Annotated in this window: 22 protein-coding genes; 10 read left to right on the forward strand and 12 right to left on the reverse strand. The window is 65.6% G+C overall.

Features of this window, described 5'->3' with window-relative positions:
- Window positions 1-48: 48 nt before the first annotated feature.
- From M2432_RS10580 to M2432_RS10600, 5 genes are all read right to left on the reverse strand, one after another.
- Window positions 49-2673, reverse strand: coding sequence for an AAA family ATPase (locus tag M2432_RS10580; RefSeq protein WP_280826767.1), 2625 nt, complete (start codon window positions 2671-2673; stop codon window positions 49-51).
- Complete coding sequence (locus tag M2432_RS10585) at window positions 2670-3815, reverse strand: exonuclease SbcCD subunit D (protein ID WP_280826768.1); 1146 nt, start codon at window positions 3813-3815, stop codon at window positions 2670-2672. Before M2432_RS10585 ends, M2432_RS10580 begins: the two co-directional genes overlap by 4 nt.
- 120 nt (window positions 3816-3935) lie before the next feature.
- Window positions 3936-5147, reverse strand: a complete 1212-nt coding sequence (locus tag M2432_RS10590) for a cytochrome P450 (protein ID WP_280826769.1) — start codon at window positions 5145-5147, stop codon at window positions 3936-3938.
- A 9-nt stretch (window positions 5148-5156) separates the two neighbouring features.
- Entirely contained in the window at window positions 5157-5948 is a 792-nt protein-coding gene (locus tag M2432_RS10595) for a spirocyclase AveC family protein (RefSeq protein WP_280826770.1), read from the reverse strand.
- Window positions 5945-6085, reverse strand: a complete 141-nt coding sequence (locus M2432_RS10600; RefSeq protein WP_280826771.1) for a hypothetical protein — start codon at window positions 6083-6085, stop codon at window positions 5945-5947. The genes M2432_RS10595 and M2432_RS10600 overlap by 4 nt, the downstream gene beginning before the upstream one ends.
- A 122-nt stretch (window positions 6086-6207) precedes the next feature.
- On the opposite strand from M2432_RS10600, the gene M2432_RS10605 reads away from it, so the two are divergent.
- A complete protein-coding gene (locus M2432_RS10605; RefSeq protein WP_280826772.1) occupies window positions 6208-6882 on the forward strand; it encodes a helix-turn-helix domain-containing protein in 675 nt (224 codons plus the stop codon).
- A complete protein-coding gene (locus tag M2432_RS10610) occupies window positions 6879-7379 on the forward strand; it encodes a histidine phosphatase family protein (RefSeq protein WP_280826773.1) in 501 nt (166 codons plus the stop codon). The genes M2432_RS10605 and M2432_RS10610 overlap by 4 nt, the downstream gene beginning before the upstream one ends.
- A 26-nt stretch (window positions 7380-7405) precedes the next feature.
- Here M2432_RS10610 and M2432_RS10615 read toward each other — a convergent pair whose 3' ends face one another.
- Together M2432_RS10615 and M2432_RS10620 are read right to left on the reverse strand one after the other, a co-directional pair.
- A complete protein-coding gene (locus M2432_RS10615) occupies window positions 7406-7969 on the reverse strand; it encodes a DUF3558 domain-containing protein (RefSeq protein ID WP_280826774.1) in 564 nt (187 codons plus the stop codon).
- Complete coding sequence (locus M2432_RS10620) at window positions 7966-8529, reverse strand: DUF3558 domain-containing protein (RefSeq protein ID WP_280826775.1); 564 nt, start codon at window positions 8527-8529, stop codon at window positions 7966-7968. Before M2432_RS10620 ends, M2432_RS10615 begins: the two co-directional genes overlap by 4 nt.
- A gap of 107 nt (window positions 8530-8636) precedes the next feature.
- Here M2432_RS10620 and M2432_RS10625 point away from each other — a divergent pair, with 107 nt between their 5' ends.
- Window positions 8637-10370 (forward strand): ABC transporter ATP-binding protein, encoded by a 1734-nt coding sequence (locus tag M2432_RS10625; protein ID WP_280826776.1) that lies wholly within the window; start codon window positions 8637-8639, stop codon window positions 10368-10370.
- A gap of 20 nt (window positions 10371-10390) precedes the next feature.
- Window positions 10391-12250, forward strand: coding sequence for an ABC transporter ATP-binding protein (locus tag M2432_RS10630; RefSeq protein WP_280826933.1), 1860 nt, complete (start codon window positions 10391-10393; stop codon window positions 12248-12250).
- Window positions 12251-12429: 179 nt separating this feature from the next.
- Here M2432_RS10630 and M2432_RS10635 read toward each other — a convergent pair whose 3' ends face one another.
- Both M2432_RS10635 and M2432_RS10640 read right to left on the reverse strand, forming a co-directional pair.
- Window positions 12430-12981 (reverse strand): hypothetical protein, encoded by a 552-nt coding sequence (locus tag M2432_RS10635; protein ID WP_280826777.1) that lies wholly within the window; start codon window positions 12979-12981, stop codon window positions 12430-12432.
- A gap of 67 nt (window positions 12982-13048) precedes the next feature.
- Entirely contained in the window at window positions 13049-13252 is a 204-nt protein-coding gene (locus M2432_RS10640) for a hypothetical protein (protein ID WP_280826778.1), read from the reverse strand.
- 87 nt (window positions 13253-13339) lie between these two features.
- On the opposite strand from M2432_RS10640, the gene M2432_RS10645 reads away from it, so the two are divergent.
- Together M2432_RS10645 and M2432_RS10650 are read left to right on the forward strand one after the other, a co-directional pair.
- Window positions 13340-13543, forward strand: a complete 204-nt coding sequence (locus M2432_RS10645; protein WP_280826779.1) for a cation transporter — start codon at window positions 13340-13342, stop codon at window positions 13541-13543.
- Window positions 13540-15687 carry a heavy metal translocating P-type ATPase gene (locus M2432_RS10650; RefSeq protein WP_280826780.1) on the forward strand — a complete coding sequence of 716 codons (2148 nt, stop codon included), beginning with the start codon at window positions 13540-13542 and terminating at the stop codon, window positions 15685-15687. Before M2432_RS10645 ends, M2432_RS10650 begins: the two co-directional genes overlap by 4 nt.
- Here M2432_RS10650 and M2432_RS10655 read toward each other — a convergent pair whose 3' ends face one another.
- Together M2432_RS10655 and M2432_RS10660 are read right to left on the reverse strand one after the other, a co-directional pair.
- Window positions 15688-16488 (reverse strand): glycoside hydrolase family 16 protein, encoded by an 801-nt coding sequence (locus M2432_RS10655; RefSeq protein ID WP_280826781.1) that lies wholly within the window; start codon window positions 16486-16488, stop codon window positions 15688-15690. It abuts the gene before it with no gap.
- Between the two features lie 44 nt (window positions 16489-16532).
- Complete coding sequence (locus tag M2432_RS10660; RefSeq protein ID WP_280826782.1) at window positions 16533-17600, reverse strand: adenylate/guanylate cyclase domain-containing protein; 1068 nt, start codon at window positions 17598-17600, stop codon at window positions 16533-16535.
- A 23-nt stretch (window positions 17601-17623) separates the two neighbouring features.
- Here M2432_RS10660 and M2432_RS10665 point away from each other — a divergent pair, with 23 nt between their 5' ends.
- From M2432_RS10665 to M2432_RS10680, 4 genes are all read left to right on the forward strand, one after another.
- Entirely contained in the window at window positions 17624-18130 is a 507-nt protein-coding gene (locus tag M2432_RS10665) for a DNA-deoxyinosine glycosylase (RefSeq protein WP_280826783.1), read from the forward strand.
- 105 nt (window positions 18131-18235) lie between these two features.
- Window positions 18236-19198: an alpha/beta hydrolase family protein gene (locus M2432_RS10670; protein ID WP_280826784.1), complete on the forward strand. Its 963-nt coding sequence runs from the start codon at window positions 18236-18238 to the stop codon at window positions 19196-19198.
- Between the two features lie 33 nt (window positions 19199-19231).
- A complete protein-coding gene (locus tag M2432_RS10675; protein WP_280826785.1) occupies window positions 19232-19678 on the forward strand; it encodes an HIT family protein in 447 nt (148 codons plus the stop codon).
- Window positions 19675-20121: a nitroreductase family deazaflavin-dependent oxidoreductase gene (locus M2432_RS10680; RefSeq protein ID WP_280826786.1), complete on the forward strand. Its 447-nt coding sequence runs from the start codon at window positions 19675-19677 to the stop codon at window positions 20119-20121. The genes M2432_RS10675 and M2432_RS10680 overlap by 4 nt, the downstream gene beginning before the upstream one ends.
- Here the strand turns inward: M2432_RS10680 and M2432_RS10685 are convergent.
- Window positions 20118-21170 (reverse strand): LLM class flavin-dependent oxidoreductase, encoded by a 1053-nt coding sequence (locus M2432_RS10685; protein WP_280826787.1) that lies wholly within the window; start codon window positions 21168-21170, stop codon window positions 20118-20120. The two genes, M2432_RS10680 and M2432_RS10685, sit on opposite strands and share 4 nt — an antisense overlap.
- Between the last annotated feature and the right edge of the window lies 1 nt (window position 21171).

Here is a 21171-nt window from a genome sequence, read left to right on the forward strand (position 1 = left end):
CGTTCACAGTGGCGAGCATTACCCAACCCGCATAAACCTCTCAGCGGGCTATGCGGTCAACTCGATTCGTTCGGCGCCCTCGACGGATACATACCGGTCCGGACTGCAGGTCAACACGATCACCTGGCCGTCGCCGCCGACCGCGTCGAACACCTGCCCCATTCGCACCAACCGATTGGCGTCGGTGAAACCCAAGGCGTCATCGATGATCACCGGCACGCTGTCTTCCTTGGCCACCAATGCGGCGCCGGCCAACCTCGCCACGATTCCGAGTTGCTCCTTGGCGCCGCCTGACAACGACTCATATGGCACGGTGCGGCCGTCGACCGTGCGACTGCAGATACGCAGGTCGCTGTCTATGTCGACGGTAAAGGTGTCGCCGAAGACGATGCGGCCCAACCGTTCTACCTCCTTGCGAAACGGTTCGACATAGCGTTGGCGAGCCTGCTCACGATGGCGGCCCATCACGGTGCGTAGCATCTCTGCGGCCCGGGCCCGCCGCCCCACGGACGCATGGTCGGACTGCGCGTGCCGCAGGTTGGCCTCAGCGACATCCTTTTGGCTCTGCCGGCCCTGGGTGCCGTACACCTTCAATTGCGCTGTCACGTCTCGTAATTGGCCGTCGATGTCCTGCCGATGGGTCGCCGCGCCGTTCGCCGCAGCAGCGGCCGCGACAAGCTCTGCGTCGACTGCGTCGGGAGTCGTGGCAGCCAGCGCCGCGGCGAGTTCCCGGTGCCGTGTGGTGGCAATGTCGGCCTGCTCGCTGCAGTTGGTCGCCCGGACTGCCAGCGCGGCATCCTGCTCCTGCTCGCGCTGACGGGCCAGTCGTTCGGTTGCATCGGCCAGTGCAGTCAGCGCCGACGCTTGCTTGTCCCGGGCCACTGTGGCGCTGGCCAACGCTTCGGCCACGGCCGTCGAGGACGCTGCCGTCGCATCCCGCAAATCGTCATAATCGGTTACAGCGCAACGTAAACCGGCATCCGCTGCCGCCAATTCAGCACGCGCAGCATCCGGGTCTGAGGGATCGGTACCCGACAACTGCTCGCGCAGCTGCGCCAACCGGCCGGCCAGCGCATCAACAGTGTCATCGCCGAGCAACGTCTGCATCGTGACGTCCAGGCGGTTGCGCCGTGCCTCGAGCTCCCGACGGTGGGCGTCGACTGCGTGAGCCACCCGCACATCGTCGAGCCCGTATGGCTCAAGTGCGGCGGCCAGTGCGGCCCGGGCCGCGTCGAGCGCAGCGGTGGTGTCGGCGGCCGGAGTGCCCGGCAACACCCGGACCCTCAGCAGCCCAGGCACCTCGATGTCGGTCCGGCCACCGACGCTGGTGGTCCATTCGGTCCCCGCCGCCAGGATCACGTCCTGACCGCCGACCTGTACCTGCATATCGGCAACGGCGGTCAATTCGATGCGGGCTGAGGCTAATTCGGCTGCACTAGCGGCCCGCTCGACGGCTGTGACTGCGGCATCGATGTCCCGCAAGGCCGCACCGGTCAACGCGATGCCGGCGAGCTGTTCGTGGACCTGTGCCAGTTCGTCGGCTGCGGCCTGAATCCGGTCCAATTGCCCGGACACTCGGTCCGCCTCCGCGCGCTGAGCTAGCTGGTCGACCACCCGGCGCGAGGACTCGGCGCGGACTCGGGCGGCGTCCAAGACGGTCCGTGCCGCTGTCACCGCGGCATCGGCGGTCTGATGGGTTTGCTGAGCGGCCACGTGAAGTTGCGCAGCACGTTCGGCGGCGGCGGCCAGGTCACCGATGCCGCTCGACCGTGCTTCGACATCGGCCTGCAACCGGCGGCGCTCATCCAGTGCGCTCCGCGCGGCGGTGGCCGTGGCGACCGCAGCCTGTGCCTGAACGCTGGCCTGGGCGAGTTCGTCACGAAGTCGCCCAACAGCCTCAGCCGCTTCGCGCGCCTGAGTCAGCCGTTGCCCAGTGACCATCAATTGTTCAGTGGCCCCGGATAATTCGGTCGTGAGCTCGCCATGGTGCCGAATGGCGTCATCGACCTCGGCGACTGCGTTCGCACACCGGTCGGTTTCGGCCTGGGCATCCTTGAGCGCTTTGATGGCCGCGGCCCATTCGCCGGTGGCCCGTCCGGTCGCGGTGAAGTACTTGCCATATTCGGTGTCTATCCGGTCGACCAGCAGCGGCTCGTTGCCGGACAACGCACCCTCAAGCGCCCCGGCCTGTCCGGCGGCGACATCGAGCGCCCGGGCCAGCGCATCGCAACCGGCCAGATCTACCGGGATGGTGGCGGCCGACTGCAGGATGCGCTGCGCCCGCCACAATTCGGTGTCCACAGTTTCGTCGAGCATGGAGCGGACGCGGTCATGCGCTTCGTCGCCGGTGAGCTGTTCGCGGCGGGGCGCCAGGATGGTCAGACGCGTCTCGGCACGCTTGTGGAACCGCTTGAAGTATTCAAATCGGTAAGGGCCGGTGGAGATTTCGGCCAGCACCTCAGCACCCACGTCGGCATGGGTGGGCTTGACCTGCTTGACCTCTTTCTTCGTGGACCGGTCCTTGGATTCCAGCAGCAGATCCAGCGCCTCGATCATCGAAGACTTGCCGATCTCGTTGGCGCCGGCGACCACCACAACCCCGCGGTCGGGAAACTCGATCTCGCGGTGGGTAATTCCGCGATAGTTGGTCAGGACCAGCCGGTGCAATTTCATGCTGCGGTCCCCCTGTCGACCAGCCGCAGCAGTAGCGCCAGCGCAGCTCGGGCGTCGTCTGCTCCGTCCCCGTCAGTCCGCGCCGTGCCGACGAGCTCGTCCACTGCTGCGGCTGCGAACCCGCCGATGCCCAGATCGTCGAACTCACCGTCAGCCGGCAGCACCGCCAGGTCGGTGTGCCGTTCCCACGTGGTCAGCGCGGCGAACAAGCGAACGTAGCGATCCAGGCAGGCGTCCAGCACCGCCTTGTCGGTGATGGTCAGCGACCCGGTCAGGGCGAGCCGAACCACGGTTCGCTCCTTGTCCGGCAGGCCATCGAGATTGATGTCCAGATCGGCGATGTCCCGGTCGGTATCGACGGTGCGGCGCAGTGTGACGAACCGCCACTGCCCTACCTTGCGGGCGGACACCGTGACGGGTCGATCGGCCGCTTCGAGATCGACATCCACCACCAATACATGACCCGAATCGGCTTCGATGTCGTCGTAATTGGTGACCTCGGGAGCGCCGGAGTACCAGACCCGGCCGGTGGACCCGACCTCGGTGCGAGAGTGCTTGTCCCCCAACGCCACATAGTGCACCGCGCCACGTCGGACCGCGGCTTCTACCTCGTCCAGCCGGATCACCGACGGCTTGTCCGGGTCCGGGTCGAGCACATCGACCCCTCCGTGACCGACCACGATCCGGGTGGTGCCGTCGTCCGCCAGGTGGGCGACGGCACCGCCGGTGAGGTCGGTGGTGGGCGCCTTGGACCGCCACGGGGCACCGATGATCTCGACGCCGGGGCGCAGTTGGTGCACGCCGTCCAGGACGACGACGTTCACGGGGCATTCGGCCAGGAACAGTGCGCTGGTGTACACCGACGATGGGTCCAGCGGATCGTGGTTGCCGGGCAGGAGGAACACGGGCACCTTGATGGACCGCATGGCCTCCAGCGACAGGCTGACCTCGCGCGGGTCGAGTTGGTTGTGTTCGAAGACGTCGCCGGCCACCACCACGAACTCAGCGCCGACCTCCGCACACACCGCACCCAGCCGCGCCACCGCGTCCCGGCGGGCGGCCGAATACCGAGGCTGCGCTTCACCATTGAGAAAATGCCGGGTCATGCCGAGTTGCCAGTCGGCAGTGTGCACGAAACGCATCCCGGCGTCCCCTTTCTCGCTGCGCAGCCGAGCGTTTTCAGCTGCACTGCGAGTCTAAAACCGGGTACCGACAAGTCCGGGGAACCGCGGCGGACGACGAGCCAGGTTTCGTCCGGGGCGTTACCTGGTCCTGACCGGCAACCGTGCCCAGCCCCGTACGCTCGATGTCCGTGCCCGCTCCGCGTTGTCGTAGTCGACTTCCCAGTCGCCCCAACGTTTCAGCACCTCTTCGAAGGCAATCCGGGCCTCTAGCCGGGCCAGGGCCGAGCCGAGGCAGAAGTGAATACCGACACCGAAACTCAGGTGACCGCCCGTTCGGTGGATGTCGTAGCGGTCGGGATCGTCGAAGTGCGTCGCGTCACGATTGGCCGAACCATTGAGCAGCAACATGTATGAGCCCTCCGGCACGACGTGGCCGTACCACTCGGCGTCGTTGGCCACGTAGCGCGCCTGGACCGGCGACGGTGGTTCGTAGCGCAGGGTCTCCTCCACCGCTGCCCCGATAAGCGATGGGTTGGCGCGCAGTTCGTGTCGCTGGTCCTCGTGTTCACCAAGCAATTGACCCATGAAACCGATGAGCCGGGCCGTGGTTTCATTGCCGGCCCCCGCGATCATCGCGGTGTAAGCAAGAACTTCGGTGCGCTCGAGTGCACGGGAGGTTCCGTCCTGCTCTTCGATCCGGGCGTTGAGCAGGTCGGTCATCAGGTCGTCGGACGGGTGCGCCGCGCGCCAGTCGATGTATTCGACGAACATGGCGATGGAATCTTCGAAGATGGTCGGGCTGACCACACCGATCTCGTTACCACCCGGCCCCAGGGTGATGCGTTGCTCGGTCCGATCCCGGATGGCCTGCTGGCTGGACTCCGGGATGCCCAACAGGTAACCGATGGTCCGCATCGCCAAGATGGCACCAAGATTGGTGACGAAGTCGAAGCCATCTGCATCGCGCAGCGAATCCAGTGCCCCACAACAGAAGTCACGCACCTGGTGCTCCACCGCGCCCATCCGCCGAGGTGTGAAAACCCGTGACAACAACCGCCGGTGCAGATCGTGCAGCGGCGGGTCTTCGAAGAGCAGAATCCCTGGTGGCACCTCGATACCGCTGAACAGAATGTCCGCCGTGGTGCCGCGCCCGGACTGATACGTCCGCCAATCCGGCAGCGCGCGAGCGACATCGTCATAGCGACTCAGCGCGTAGAAGTTGTACTTCTCGTTGTAATAGAGCGGACATTCGGCCCGCATGCGCTGCCATACCGGATACGGATCGTCATCAATGTCGTTGTCGAACGGGTCGTAGTACACCGATTCGGCCACCGGCCCCACCTTCGTCATCTGTGCGTCCTATCCGTGCAGCGGCTGATTCGGTACGCCGGGGAACAGCGGTGCGGTTGGTCCGGCGGTCACCCACCCCGCGAGCTTGGTCACCAAATGCGGCGCAAACACCGCTCCGTACAACAGGTTTCCCACCACGATCACCGCGACCAGCGACACCAGAACTGACTGCGAACGGCTCGACGTTTTCTTGTCGGCCCAGGCCTCGATAACGGTGCGTCCCTCGGCGTCGGTGCGCCCCAGCAGGTAGGCGAAGGCCATCACCTGGATACCCATGGCCAACGAGTCGTAGATCGGATACTGGTTCACGGTTCCCTCCCACAGCCCTAGACCCGGTATCACCCGGCCGTAGTGGAAGACGCCGAGTCGAGCGCCGATGATCGCGTTGAACAAGAACGCCCAGCAGAATCCGACGACGAGGCCGGTAGTCAACAAAGTGACCGGCCGGCGCAGCTGGAAGCGAGCGCTCAGCCAACGCCCGATCGCGGCTGCGAGCAGAGCGGGCAGCGCGAAATACGACATGTACCCGACCGGCACCGGCAACGGCAGACCGCCCCAGGTCATGTTGAGGGGCCACCAAGACGGCATGCGCGGGATCGCCGTCGGGAACTGCGCGTACATCGCCCAGTCGTACGGGGCTTCAATCCAGGAGAACGACATGGCAGAGACACACACCAGCAATAACGGGTGAAGCCGGCCGCGCCGAATACTCAGATAAATCCCCGCGCCCAGGAACGCGAGTCCTCCTAAGTAAGCGAACGCGATGGCGGCCGTCGTCAACGGGGTGGGTTCAGTGCTCATTTGCGGGCCTGCCCGCGGCGCTCATCAAGGGCCCCCGCACCTACCTGCATACGGGATTCCGGGTCGAAGTTCAGGACCGCCACGTAAATGATCGTGATCAGTCCGAACAGCGTGCCGAGCATGACTGCTGCACCCATGTGCCGTCCTTACGGAAGAAACTTCAAGTTTGGATAGTGAACACTATCTAAACTGGACGGGTCAAGGGCGGCTATCTTGAAGATCAGCCAGCACCCAAAGCCGGCGCGAGAAGCGAGGGAAAGTGGCCGAGCATCGATCCGCGACAGCCGCCCCGCAACCGGCCACAGTCCGCAGGCCGCGCGGTGAACCGCGTCGACTGCTGCTCGAAGCAGCTCGAAACTTGTTCGCCCGCAAGGACTACCGCAGCACCACCACGCGCGAGATCGCTGAGGCGGCCGGAGTCACTGAGCATCTGCTGTTCCGCCACTTCGGTTCGAAAGCCGGACTGTTCCGGGAAGCTTTGGTGGCACCATTCACCGACTTCGTCGACCGGTTCGCCCACACGTGGCGAACGATCGTGCCCGACCAGACCGACGAGGAAGAGCTGGCACGGCACTTCGTCGGACAGCTCTACGACGTGCTGACCGACCACCGCGGCCTGGTCCTGACGCTCGTCTCGTCAGAAGATCTCGACGCGGATGACACCCGCGATTCCGGCATCACCGACGTCAGGCAGGCATTGACCACGCTCGGCCAGATCAGCACCGAGGGCATCCAGTTGCGCGGGATGCGGTCGGACCAGCCGAGCCTACCGGCGCACTCGACGGTGGCGATGATCGTCGGCATGGTGGCTTTGCGCTCGACCTTCTTCGGCGCCGAATCACCCAGTCGGGACGCCATCGTCGAGGAACTCGTCCAGGCGACTCTGCATGGCTTCCTGCACCGGCCGGCTCCGGGATCTACGGTGAGCGGGTGACGGGAACCCGAACGCTCATCCTGCTGCGGCATGCCAAGTCCGCTTACCCCGACGGAGTCGCAGACCATGACCGCCCGCTGGCCCCGCGCGGCGTCCGGGAAGCAGCCCTGGCCGGCGACTGGATCCGCGAGCAGCTGCCCGCGGTGGACGCGGTGCTGTGTTCGACGGCCACGCGTACCCGACAGACGTTGGCGCGCACCGGAATCACCGCGCCGGTGACCTACGCCGAACGGCTGTACGACGCGACCCCCGGCATCGTCATCTCGGTGATCAACGAAGTTCCGGCCGACATCCAGACGCTGTTGGTCATCGGTCACGAACCGGTCATGTCGTCACTGGTGCTGGGGCTGGCGTCCCACGACAGCGATCGAGAGGCCGCCGATCGCATCGCCACGAAGTTCCCCACGTCGTCTGTTGCGGTCCTGCAGACCGCGCTTGAGTGGAAGCGACTCGAATTGCACAGCGCCACGCTGGCGACGTTTCACGTGCCGCGCTGACACTCACCGGCCAGCCGGTCGCCCGGCTAGGAGTTGGTGGCCAGCGTCATGTCCATCAACTTGGTGGCCATCTCGCAGGCGTCGGCGCCAGGCGCCTGCGGATTGATCCACCAACCGACCACACCGGCCGCGTCGCTGGCCACGCCGCAGGAACCGTTCGGATCGTTGGGCTTCATGATGATGGACCTAACGCCGGCGATCGACTTGTTCGTGATCTGGTACTTGAGGTGCTTGGCAACGGCCACCTCCTGATCGAAGGTGCCACGCTCGAACCAGAACCGGGTGATGTCGATGAGCCCCGTTGACTGGTTCATGGCCTGCCACCGGCAGACCGCGCCGACGAATGTGCTCTGGATGTCGAGCGGGTTGGCCCCGACCGTCTTGGCCAGCACGCTGTTGGTCAGCACGTCGCACTCTTTGAGCAGGTTCGGATACGTCTTTGCCGACGTGCTGCCGCTGCTGCCACCACCTTCGTAAGTGCCCTCTTTCAGCGCATTCCCCTCCACCGACCGTGCGCAGCCCGTCATCCCGGCCACCAGCACCAGCGCCGAAAGCAGCCCAGCGCGCCCGGCCACGAACCGCCGCGTCATTTCGCGCTCGCAATCGACTGGCGGGCCAGTTCCTTGGCTATTTCGCACGGATCCGGGAACGGCTTCTGGGCGAAGCTGACAGACCATTCGATGAAGTCGTCGTCGAACTGGATGCCCACCTCGCAGAGGCTCTTGCCGATCATCAAATCCTCACCGAGTGCAATGAATCCGCTGTGGCCCTGAATGTTGATGTCGTTGACGGTCGCGCGGGTCAGCTCCTCGGTCTTGCGCTCACGACCGATGGGGCTGCCCCGGTACCAAGTGAAGGAGAAATGCGGACCGAGGATGCCGCCGCCGACCAGCCACTGGCAGCCGACCGAGTTCTTCGACGTGTTGACCAAGCCGGTCACCTGGGTCAACTGCGCCATGGTCTGATCACTGACGCCACCGCATTCAGCAAAGAGCGGACCATGTTTGGGCGGGCCCGCGGCCGTCGTGCCGGTCGATCCCGCCTGAGCCGAACCACCGTCCTGACCTGAGCCGGAGCACGCAACCAACGCCGGAATCAGCGCCGCGGCGGCCACGGTCGCGGCAGAGGCGAGCACCAGTCTGGGGGTCACCTCATGCACTGTAGCGGCAGCGAGTGAGAGTGAGCTGAGGCATGCCGATTGACCTGCGCGTTCCCTGACCCGCTCGGGACAGTTCGCGGATATGCCACAGTTACCGAATGCTTTGGCCACTGCTGCGGCAGTACGCGAGGCCGTACCGGCGGCCGCTGACTGTGGTCGCGACGCTGCAGCTAATCAGCACGTTGGCATCGCTGTATCTGCCAACCCTCAACGCGCGAATCATCGATCACGGCGTCGCCCGCGGCGACACCGCCGTCATCACCCGGTTCGGCGCGGTGATGCTGGCGGTCAGTGCACTGCAGGTGGGGTGTTCTGTCGGCGCGGTCTACTTCGGCTCGCGTGCGGGCATGGGCTTCGGGCGGGACCTGCGCTGGGCGGTGTTCAGGCAAGTGCTGGGCTGGTCGGCCACCGAGTCCGCCCGGTTCGGGGCACCAACGCTGATCACCCGGACCACCAATGATGTGCAGCAGATTCAGGTGCTGGTTCAGATGACCTGCACCATGCTGATCACCGCGCCAATCATGAGCGTCGGCGGCATCGCGATGGCCATCCACCAGAACGCCGGGTTGTCGTGGCTGCTGCTGGTGAGCGTGCCGATCATGGCACTGTGCAACTACTGGATCATCTCGCGACTGCTGCCGCTGTTCCGCAGCATGCAACGGTTGATCGACAACATCAATCGGGTGCTGCGTGAACAGCTGACGGGCATCCGGGTAGTCCGGGCGTTCTCCCGGGAAGACGCCGAACGGGACCGGTTCGCCGCGGCCAACCACGCCTTGGCCGACACCGCGCTGACGGTCGGGCGGTGGCAGGCGTTCCTGCTCCCGGTGACCACGCTGGTGGTGAATCTGTCGAGTGTCGCGGTGATCTGGTTTGGCGGCATGCGCATCGACGCGGGGCATATGCAAGTCGGCTCGTTGATCGCTTTCCTGTCGTACTTCATGCAGATCCTGATGTCCGTCCTGATGGTGACGATCGTCCTGGTGATCCTGCCGCGCGCGTCGGTGTGCGCCGAACGCATCGGCGAGGTGCTCGCGACCGAGCCGGCGATCACCGCGCCGGCCGACGCGGTGCACCCGGTGTCGATCCGCGGAGAAATTCGCCTTGCGGCAGCAACGTTCGGTTACCCCGGAGCAGAAAGTCCGGTGCTGCAAGAGGTTTCCTTTACGGCGCAGCCCGGCTGCGTGACGGCGGTGGTCGGCTCGACAGGTTCAGGCAAATCGACGCTGCTGTCCCTGCTGTGCCGCTTGTATGACGTGTCCGACGGCGCGGTTCTGGTCGACGGCGTCGACGTGCGCTCATATGACCCCGAAGACCTATGGGCCGCAATAGGACTGGTGCCCCAGCGCGGGCATCTGTTCTCCGGCACCGTCGCCGACAACCTGCGGTACGGCAAGGCCGATGCCACCGACGTCGAGATGTGGGCCGCACTTGAGGTGGCGTCCGCGGATTTCGTCGCAGCGCACCCCGCCGGGCTGGCGATGCCGGTCGCGCAGGGCGGGATGAACTTCTCCGGCGGGCAGCGGCAGCGGCTGGCCATCGCGCGGGCGGTGATCCGCCGTCCGTCGGTGTATCTGTTCGACGATGCGTTCTCTGCGCTCGATGTGCATACCGATGCCCGGGTGCGGTCGGCACTGGCCTCGGTAGCCGGCTCAGCCACGGTCATCATTGTTTCCCAACGCATTTCGACGGTGACAGAGGCCGACCAGATCGTCGTTCTCGACAGCGGCCAGGTGGTCGGGACCGGCACGCACACCGAGTTGCTCGCCTCGTGCCCGGTGTACCGGGAGTTCGCGGACTCACAGGCCGTGGTCGCGGGGGGAATCCGGTGACCCGGCCACCGTCCGCGGCGATGCTGGCCAGTACCCGGCGGTCGGAGGATTTCCGCGGCTCAGCACTGCGATTGGTGAAGCGCCTGATCCCACAACGCGGCTTGGTGGCCGTGGTGCTGCTGCTGGGCATCGGCGGGATCGCGGTCGGAGTGATCGGCCCGCGCCTCCTGGGACACGCCACCGACCTGTTGTTCACCGGGGTGCTCGGCCGCGAACTACCAGCAGGGATCACCCGCGAGCAGGCGGTTGCGGCCGCACGGGCCCGCGGCGACAACACATTTGCCGATCTGCTCGCCGGCTCGCATGTCATCCCCGGCCAAGGGGTCGACTTCACCGCAGTGGGCCACGTGTTATGCGTGGCGCTGCTGCTGTATCTGGTGTCCGCGGTGATGGTGTGGGCCGAAGCGCGACTGCTGAACACCATCGTGCAACGGACCATGGTCACTCTGCGCGCCGACGTCGAGGACAAGATTCATCGACTGCCGCTGTCCTACTTCGATTCCCGACAACGCGGCGAGGTGCTCAGCCGTGTCACCAACGACATCGACAACGTCCAGACCTCGCTGTCCATCAGCGTCAGCCAGTTGCTGACCTCGGTCCTGACGGTGTTGGCCGTGCTGGGCGCGATGGTGTGGATATCGCCGGCACTCGCTGGGATCACAGTCCTGACAGTGCCGTTGACGTTGCTTGCGACGCGGATCATCACCAAGCGTTCACGGCAGCAGTTCCTGGCCCAGTGGCAGGGCACCGGCCGCCTCAACGCTCACATCGAGGAAACGTACAGCGGTTTCACCGTGGTCAAGACGTTCGGGCACCGGGCATTGGCCGAGGACCGGTTCCGTGAGCTGAATGACGATGTGTACCAGGCGAGTTTCGGCGCTCAGTTCCTGTCCGGGCTGGTATCGCCGATCACCACGTTCGTCGGCAACATCAGCTACGTCGCGGTGGCGGTGGTCGGTGGCATTCAGGTGGCAACCGGGCAGATCAGCCTGGGCAGCATCCAGGCGTTCATCCAGTACGTGCGGCAATTCAACCAACCACTGACCCAGATCGCCTCGATGTACAACACACTGCAGTCCGGGGTCGCCAGCGCGGAAAGGGTTTTCGAGTTCCTGGACGCCCCCGAGGAGAGCACCGGGGGCACCGCCAGGGCAGGTAACACCGCCGGTCGGGTGGAGTTCGACAGGGTGAATTTCAGTTACCGGCCGGGTACCCCGGTGATCGAGGATCTGTCCATGATCGCCGAGCCTGGCAGCACAGTGGCGATCGTCGGGCCGACCGGCGCCGGCAAGACCACCCTGGTGAATCTCTTGATGCGGTTCTACGAACCGGACTCTGGCCGGATTCTGTTGGACGGACAGGATATTTCGACCTTGAGTCGGACAGCATTACGCGCACAGATCGGCATGGTGCTGCAGGACACCTGGCTGCTGGGCGGAACCATCTACGCCAACATCGCCTACGGCCGACCGGATGCCACCGAGGCCGAGGTGATCGAGGCGGCCCGGGCGGCGCGCGTCGACCACTTCGTACACACGCTGCCCAAGGGCTATCAGACGCGGATCGACGAGAACGGCGCCAACATCAGCGCTGGGGAGAAGCAGTTGATCACCATCGCCCGGGCGCTGCTGGTCCGTCCCCTGCTACTGATCCTGGACGAGGCCACCAGTTCCGTGGACAGCCGCACTGAACTATTGATCGCACAGGCCACTGCCGAACTGCGCCGGAACCGGACCAGTTTCATTGTTGCGCACCGGCTTTCGACCATCCGCGACGCCGACATGATCCTGGTGGTGGAAGCCGGTCGGATCGTCGAGCGAGGCTCGCACACCGAGTTGATGGCCCAGCGTGGCGCCTACTGGGCGATGACGCAGGTCTGACTCCCGATGCTGTCGGTGACCACTGGCGCGCCCCAATGCCGCCCAATGCCGCATTGGCAACTTTCGTACCTGGCTGAGGCAGCAGGGCATGATGCCCCATGCCACGGCCGCGGTGACTGGAGCGACCGATGTTAAGGACGCGTCTACCGTGACGTGAGTGGCCGGCCGACCAGGAGAGCTCAGAGTTCTGGTCCCTCGGCACGCAGGTCGTCGACCGCGGTCATGGCGTCGCGCAGTTTGGCCAGCCACTCCTCGGCATGCTCGCCGACAAGCCGCACCGACCACGCCAACGCATCCGACCGCGACCTCGCCACCCCGGCGTCAACCAACGTGTCGAGCACCTGGCGCTCGGGCTGCTTGAGACGGGTCATCACCGGAACCGCCAAGTGCGTGAACAGAATCCGCTGTGAATCGCCGACACTCACACCCCAGGCCACCTTACGGCCGTAACGGGCTTCAGCCTCGTCCGCAATCCGCATGCGCTCGGTCCGCGTCTCCTCCCGGAATCGCGCCACCCGCCCGGACGCCCTGGCCTCCGTTTCGGGATTCTCCGGTTCGGGCAGTCGCCCGATGACGATGATCTCCTCGCGGTCCACGGTGACGCTCGGATCGCCCGTGAACCACTCTTCTGGCAGCCGACCGGCGAACCAATCGACTGCATCGCCCGCATCGGGCTGCCCAGCTTGTTGCCAGCCGCCGCGGCGGTCGTGGCCTGAATGATGTTGCCTCATGTTTACATGATTACACCGTTACAAGTCCCGCGGGACGGCCTTTCACCCGAGGCGAACACGAAATTCGTCAGCGCTTGAGGAGCACTGCGGCACCGCCGGCCAGCGCCAGTGCAACAAGCAGCACAATCGCCCAACCCGGCCCGATCAGCCACCACACGACACCGATCACCAGGAGCCCAGGCGAGGCCAGGAACAGCAGCATGCCGGGGTGTTCCTTGGCGACGGCCAGCGCACTCTTGGCTCGGATCGGGTCGATCTCTTTACCTGCCATGAATCCAGGATGCCACTGTTCAGCAGGAATTCCGCGCGGATGCACCAACCCGGCACGCATACCCCCCACGGGTATATACTCGGAGCCATGAGTGAAGTTTTGAACGTTCAGGGAATGAGCTGCGGCCACTGCGTCTCCGCCATCACCACCGCTGTCGAACCGCTGCCCGGCGTCACCGGGGTCGAAGTGGATCTGAAAGCCGGCACGGTACGGGTGGATGGCGAAGCAGATCGCGCCGCCGTCGCCGCCGCCATCGAGAACGCCGGATACGACGTCGTACAAGCGTCATGACTACCTCGGTCACGCTGTCCGTCGGTGGCATGACATGTGCGTCATGTGCATCCCGGATCGAGAAGCGGCTCAACCGGATTGACGGAGTTCACGCCAACGTGAACTTCGCCACCGAACAGGCTGCCGTCACCTACCCGGACAGCGTGACCACCGATGAGCTGCTGGCCGCCGTGCAGACGACCGGCTACACCGCCAGCGTCGAGAAGCCCCAGGCGGCAGAGCCGTCGTACCTGCCCCGGTTGCTGGTCTCGCTGGCGCTGACCCTGCCCGTGCTGGCGCTCTCGATGGTGCCGGCGCTGCAGTTCGATCACTGGCAGTGGGTTGCTCTCGCGCTCACTACACCGGTGGTGACCTGGGGCGCCTGGCCGCTGCACCACGCCGCCTGGACCAATCTGCGGCACGGTGCGGCCACCATGGACACCCTGGTGTCCATCGGCGTACTGGCGTCCTATCTGTGGTCCATCTGGATGCTCGCGCCGGGTCCAATTGCCGGCTCGGTCGGCGCTGGCGAGCATCTGTACCTCGAAGTCGCAGGCACCGTCACCACTCTGATCCTCGCCGGTCGTTTCTTCGAAAACCGCGCCAAGCGCCAATCCGGTGCCGCCCTGCGCGCGCTTTTGGACCTTGGCGCCAAGGACGTAGCCGTGCTGCGCGATGGCATCGAAACCCGTGTTCCTATCGAACAATTGGCAGTCGGCGACATGTTCGTGGCCCGGCCCGGCGAGAAGATCGCCACCGACGGAGTGATCGTTGCCGGCAGCTCGGCGGTGGACGCCTCTATGCTCACCGGCGAATCGGTTCCGGTGGAGGTCGGTCCGGGCGACACCGTGGCCGGGGCGACGATGAATGCCGGTGGGCGACTGGAGATCCGGGCCACCCGGGTTGGCGCTGACACCCAGCTTGCCCAGATGGCACGGCTGGTTTCCGATGCCCAGAACGGCAAGGCGCAGGTGCAGCGCCTGGCCGACCGCGTTTCAGCGGTGTTCGTGCCGGTGGTGATCGGCCTCGCAATGCTGACGCTGATCGGCTGGCTGTTGGCCGGCGGCTCGATCAGCTCGGCGCTGACCGCCGCTGTGTCCGTATTGATCATCGCCTGCCCGTGCGCATTGGGCCTGGCCACACCGACCGCGCTGCTGGTCGGCACCGGCCGCGGCGCCCAACTGGGCATCCTGATCAAGGGCCCGCAGGTGCTGGAATCGACCCGCAAGATCGACACCGTAGTGCTGGACAAGACCGGCACCGTGACCACCGGAAAGATGTCGGTGGCTGAGGTTCATGCCCTGTCGGACAACACTTTACGTCTGGCCGGCGCTCTGGAACACGCATCGGAACACCCGATCGGCCAGGCTATCGCGGCAGCTGCGGCGCAACACGGCACCCTGCCGGAGGTCACCGACTTCGTCAATCACGACGGGCGCGGGGTCGCCGGTGTGGTCGACGGGCATCGGGTCGCGGTGGGCCGGCGCACCTGGCTGGCCGCGGACTGCCCAGCAGAGCTGCAATCGGCCGCGACGGCCGCCGAGGCCGTCGGCCGCACCCCGGTCTGGGTGGCCGTCGACGACGCCGTCGTTGGCGTCATCGTCGTCGCCGACACTGTCAAAGGCACTGCTGCACAGGCCATCACCGAACTGAAGCAACTGGGTTTGGCGCCGGTCCTACTCACCGGCGACAACGCTCGCGCGGCCCACTCGGTGGCCGCCGAGGTCGGTATCGAAACCGTGATGGCCGAGGTACTACCGGCCGACAAAGTGTGCGCGGTCAAGCAATTACAAACTGAGGGCCGGGTGGTCGCCATGGTCGGCGACGGCGTGAACGACGCGGCGGCTCTGGCGCAGGCCGATCTGGGCCTGGCCATGGGCACTGGGACCGACGTCGCGATCGAGGCCTCTGACCTGACCCTGGTCAGTGGCGATCTGCGGTCCGCCGCTGACGCCATCCGCCTGTCCCGGGCTACCCTGCGGACCATCAAGGGCAACCTGTTCTGGGCCTTCGCCTACAACGTGGCCGCCATCCCGCTGGCGGCAGTGGGTCTGCTGAACCCGATGATCGCCAGTGCCGCAATGGCTTTCAGCTCACTGTTCGTGGTGAGCAACAGCCTGCGGCTGCGCCGTTTCAGTCCCAGCCGGTTCAACTCGAGCCGCTAGCTACCAGACCTTCACCCAGTCGATAAGCATGTCAGCTGGGTACGTGCCGGCACCGGGGTCGCCGCCACCGGACCCGGCCACCGCCAGGTCGATGATCGGGAACAAGGTGTAACCCGGATCGTTGAAATGCCAGTTCGGCACTGACTTGGCCGGCACGTTGAAGTACGGCTGCGCACCGTCGGTGTAGTCCTGCCAGAATCGGATTCCGGCGTCGTCCCACTGGCAGCGCCAGGTGTGCCAGCCGCTGCCGGGCGAGATGCCATGCGAAACGTGTTCGCCACCATTGAGATTGGTGTGCACGGTAGTACCCGAGGCCCAGTTGCCGTTGCCGTACCACTCCATGATGTCGACCTCGCCGCCGACGGCCGGGTCGCTGTTGGCCAGATACCAGGCCGGCCAGCAGCCCGGGGTCAGGCAGTTGAGTTTGATCCGAGCCTCCCAGGTGTGGCCGATGCCGCCGTGGAAGGTCCCGAAGATCTTGCCGCTGTAGAAGGTGTTGCCGTCCTTGGCGGCCCGGATCACCAGGTTCGACTTGCCGTCCAGGAAGAGATTCTTCCGGTCGTTGCGGTACTGGCCGACGTGCTCGGGCAGCTCCCAGTAGGTCGGGTCCTTCATCGATTCCCGTTCCGTCGCGATCTCCCACTTCGAGGTGTCGGGCGACGATCCCGCCGGGCCGTCGAAGTCGTCGACGAAGAGGTATTGGCCCGGCTTGTCGGCCCGGGCCTCGGGTAATGGCAGCGCGGAGGCCAGCAGGCCCATCCCGGCCATCGACATCATGCTGCGACGATCAATCTCAGGCATGAGTACCCATGAAAGCCTGGCCCCAGGCCGGGTGCAAATCCGCGCTAGTCCACGGCGCGTCGCGCCCGATACAACGGCACCTCTTCGCGGATACCCTTCAGCTTCCTGGCCCCAGCAAACGACCAGGTGAAACCGGGCGCGTCGGCTACCGCATCGCGTGCTGACTCAGCGAGTAAAACGGCACCGGGCCTGGCCACGCCGGTCACCCGACTGGCCTGATTCACCGGGCTACCGAACCAGTCCCCGGCTCGGCTGACCGCCATGCCGGTGGCCATGCCGGCCTTGAGCCGGGGTAGTGCCTCGTCCGCGTCGGCGGCCTCCACGAGCTGTAACAGCACCTGCAGCAGTGGCACCGGCTCGGGACTGACCAGCATGACCGCGTCACCGATGGTCTTGACGAACCGCACCGGGGGCGCGGCAAGCTCACGGGCCAGCTCGGCCAGCCGGTACGACATCCGCTCCAACTCCTCGGGCGGCAATTCCTCGCCGAGGCTGGTAAAGCCGACCAGGTCAGCGAACCCGATCGATACCTGCCCGGACCCCGGCAGTGGCCGACCCGCCAGTCGCTCGGTGGCGCTCACCTCCTCGTCCTGCATGGCATGCAGGAGTTGGGCACGCAGCATGTCCTGGATCAGCGGGCCGAGCAGCGGGGCGACCTGAGCGGTGATCGCACCGGACGCCTTGGCGGCATCCAACTCGGTGGCGCCTGGCCGCGTCGTCACCTCCAGCACAGCGTGACGCATCACCTCGACCGTGCGGGCCAGTCCATCCACCATCACCTGCACCACCGCAACGATCTGGTCCTCACCGAGCCCAACCGCCAGAGCCTGCTGCGCGTACTCGACTAACCGGGCGTCCACCGGCAGATACAGCGCGGCGTCCGGGTCTTCAGAACGGGGGCGCCCGGCCGCGTGCAGAAGTCGTTGCAGCACCTCGATATCCACACGCGTCTGTTCGCTGATCTGCCGCGCCGACAGCAGAGTTCCGTCGTCCCCCAGCGCCCGGCGCGCCGGCAACAGCATCGGCGCGAACGACTCTTTGATCTGCTGCTCGGTGAATCCCTCGGCCAGCAACCAGTCAACGAGTTCGGCACGGTCGGCGTCGTCACTCACCCCGCCAATTTATCGTCGCGCCCGTGACCCGGCCGCAGAATAAGCGGGTGACGGAGTTGCTGTTGCGGCACGGATTGGCACCGATCGTCGGTTGTGCCCCGCGGGTGTTGATCCTCGGCTCGTTTCCCAGCGAGAAATCTCTGGACACCGGGCAGTACTACGCCAACGTTCGAAACCAGTTCTGGCGACTGCTGGGCGAGCTGCATGGGTTCGATGCAGCACTGCCTTACCAGCACCGCATCGATGCCGTCACCACGCATGGCGTTGCCGTGTGGGATGTGGTGCACAGCTGCCGGCGGACCGGCAGCCTGGATGCGAAAATTGACCGGAAGACGTTGGTGCTCAACGACTTCGACGCATTCTTGGCCGGCAACCCAAGTATCGAGCGGGTGTTTGCGAACGGCGCGACCGCCCACGATTTATGCGCCCGAACGACGCTGACGCTGCCGACCACCCGCCTACCGTCGAGCAGTAGCGCACTGACCATGTCCTTTGCCGACAAGCTCGCGGCGTGGCGGGCGGTCACCTGACCAATTCTCACGTTCAGGGATTTCACAGCATCGTCGGGGTTCCGTCCTGCGACCGATTCGAGTAGACCTGGATATGTCTGCAGGGAACAGCCACAGGGGGCAACCATGGCGCAGTACCGCAAGAGTTTGCCTAGTGTCGCGAAACTGCTGGGCACAGCCCTGGCGTCGCTGATCGTAGGTGGCCTCATCTCCGCAACGCCGGCCAGCGCGTTCTCACGGCCGGGCCTGCCGGTCGACTACCTGAGCGTGCCGTCTGCGGCAATGGGCCGCAACGTGCGTGTGGAGTACCAGGGCGGCGGGTCGCACGCCCTGTACCTCCTCGACGGCCTGCGCGCACAAGAGGACGTCAACGGCTGGGACATCAACACCCCAGCCTTCGAGTGGTACTACCAGTCAGGCCTGTCGGTAGTGATGCCAGTCGGTGGGCAGTCCAGTTTCTACACCGACTGGTATCAACCGGCCGTCGGCGCGGGCGGCACCCAGACCTACAAATGGGAGACCTTCCTCACCCGCGAACTGCCGGGCTGGCTGGCGTCCAACAAAGGTATCTCGCAGGGCGGTAACGCTGTCGTCGGAGTGTCGATGAGCGGATCGACCGCCTTGATGTTCGCGGCGAACTATCCCGGTCAGTTCCGGTACGCGGGCTCGTTGTCCGGGTTCCTGAATCTGTCCGACCCATTCTGGCCGCCGTTGGTCAAGCTGGCGATGAACGACGCCGGAGGCTTCAACCCGGACCAGATGTGGGGTCCACCGGGAGATCCGGCCTGGGCCGCAAATGATCCGACGGTCAACGTAGGCAAGCTGGTCGGCAGCGGGGCCCGGATCTGGGTGTATTGCGGCAGCGGCACGCCCGACGATCTGGCCGGTGCGACCAGCGGTGTGCCGCAACAGTTCTTGGAGAGCTTCACCCTCAAGTCGAACACCAACTTCCAGAACGCCTACGTAGCGGCCGGCGGTCGCAATGCGACCTTCGTGTTTCCCCCGACCGGCACCCACACCTGGGCCTACTGGGGTCAGCAGCTGCTGCAGATGAAGCCGGACATGCAGCGCACCCTGGGCGCGCGATAACCCGCAACAACAGCCGTGGCCTACGGTGGAGCGATGGCATGTGTGTTCTGTGACATCGTCGCCGGGAAAGCGCCCGCGATACGTATCTACGAGGATGACGACTACCTGGCGTTCCTGGACATCCGCCCGTTCAGCCCTGGTCACACCCTGGTGATTCCCAAGCAGCATTTCGAGAATCTCACCGACACCCCGGCCGATGTCGTGGCCGCTCTGGCCACCCTCGGGCAACGCATCGGGCAAGGTGCACGCGAATCGGGCCTGCATGCCGCCGGCAACAACATCGTGATCAACGATGGCAAGGCAGCGTTCCAGTCGGTGTTCCACATTCACCTGCACGTGGTGCCGCGCCAGGCCGGCGACAAACTGGCATTCGCCAAAGGCATGCTGCTACGCCGCGACCCCGATCGGGAGACCAGCGGCCGGCTGCTGCGAGAGGCGGTGGCACGCCTCGGGGATCCGCAGGCAGACTTGAACACATGAGTATGCCTCTGTGGGAGAAATACCTCGGCCTGCCGATGTTGAAGGTGCACGACCGGATTTACCAGAAGACCGAAGGCCGAGTCGGGCATCGGTTTCCGGGCGTCCCGCCAAGTCTGTTGCTGCACACCGTGGGTGCCAAGTCCGGCCTGGCCCGCACCACCTCGCTGAGCTACGCGCGCGACGGCGACGCCTATCTGATCGTCGCGTCCAAGGGCGGCGAGCCGAAGGCGCCCGACTGGTATTTCAACCTGAAGGCCCACCCTGATGTCGAAATCAACGTCGGCACAAAGCGATTCGCCGTGAGCGCCCGGATCGTCGGGAAGGACGACCCGGACTACCCGCGACTGTGGCAGTTGGTGAACAAGAACAACGCCAACCGCTACGAGGGCTATCAGAAGCGGACCACCCGGGTCATTCCGGTGGTGGTCCTCACCCCGCGCTAGAGCAGTTCGTCGGCCAGCAGTCGCAGAGTGGCCTCCCGGCCCGGCGCGGTCGCCGGGTCGGTACCCCGGTGGGCCGAGGCGACCGGGTTGACCATCACCTCGTCGACGCCGAAATACTGTGCCAGCTTGCGGATTTGGTCAGCCGCTTCGGCGGGCGACCCGACCACGGCCCTGGCCATCCCCGAGGTCACCACGGCGTGCTGTGCCGCGGTGAGCTGCACCGACTCGGAGTCCTCGACCAGGTCCAGCGCCCGCAGCGGCTGACCGGTGCGCAGCCAGGCCATCATCTGCAGGTTGGGCCTGATCAGCTGCTCGGCCTCGGTGCGGGTTGGCGCCACACAGGCGTTGACCGTCATGAATGTCGTTGGCTTGTCAGCGAATTCACTCGGCCGAAACTCGTCACGGTAGGTGGCCAGCGCCTCTTCGGTGCCCTGACCCGAAAAGTGGTGCGCGAACACATAGGGCAGGCCCTTGGCCGCAGCCAGATGCGCCGAATACATCGACGAGCCGAGCAACCACACTGCCGGCGGGGCGAGCGCGGCCGGGGTGGCCTTGAGAATGTAGTTCTGGTCCATCAAGCTTCGGCCTTCGATGGACACCCCGACGCCGCCGGGACTCATCAGCGCGACGATGTCGTCGAGGTATTCCGGGAAACGGCGCACGTCCTCGTCGGTGCGACCGGCGGGCCCGCGCAACGCGATCGAAGTAACCGGATCGGTACCCGGTGCGCGGCCGACGCCCAAGTCGATGCGGCCCGGTGCGGCGGCTTCCAGCAGAGCGAACTGTTCGGCCACCGCCAGCGGAGCGTGGTTGGGCAGCATCACCCCACCGGAGCCGAGCCGGATACGGTTGGTCTGGGCGGCGAGGTAGCCCAGCACCACCGGCGGACTGGTGGCCGCCACCGCGGGCATGTTGTGATGCTCGGCTACCCAATAGCGGGTGTAGCCGAGCTCATCGGCCAGCTGGGCCAGGCGCCGAGTGGCCACCAGCGCGTCGGCAGTGGACTGGTCGCTACGGACCGGGACGAGATCGAGGACGGAAAGCCGCACG

It is taken from the genome of Mycobacterium sp. OTB74 (genome assembly GCF_029892685.1).
Classification (GTDB): Bacteria; Actinomycetota; Actinomycetes; order Mycobacteriales; family Mycobacteriaceae; genus Mycobacterium.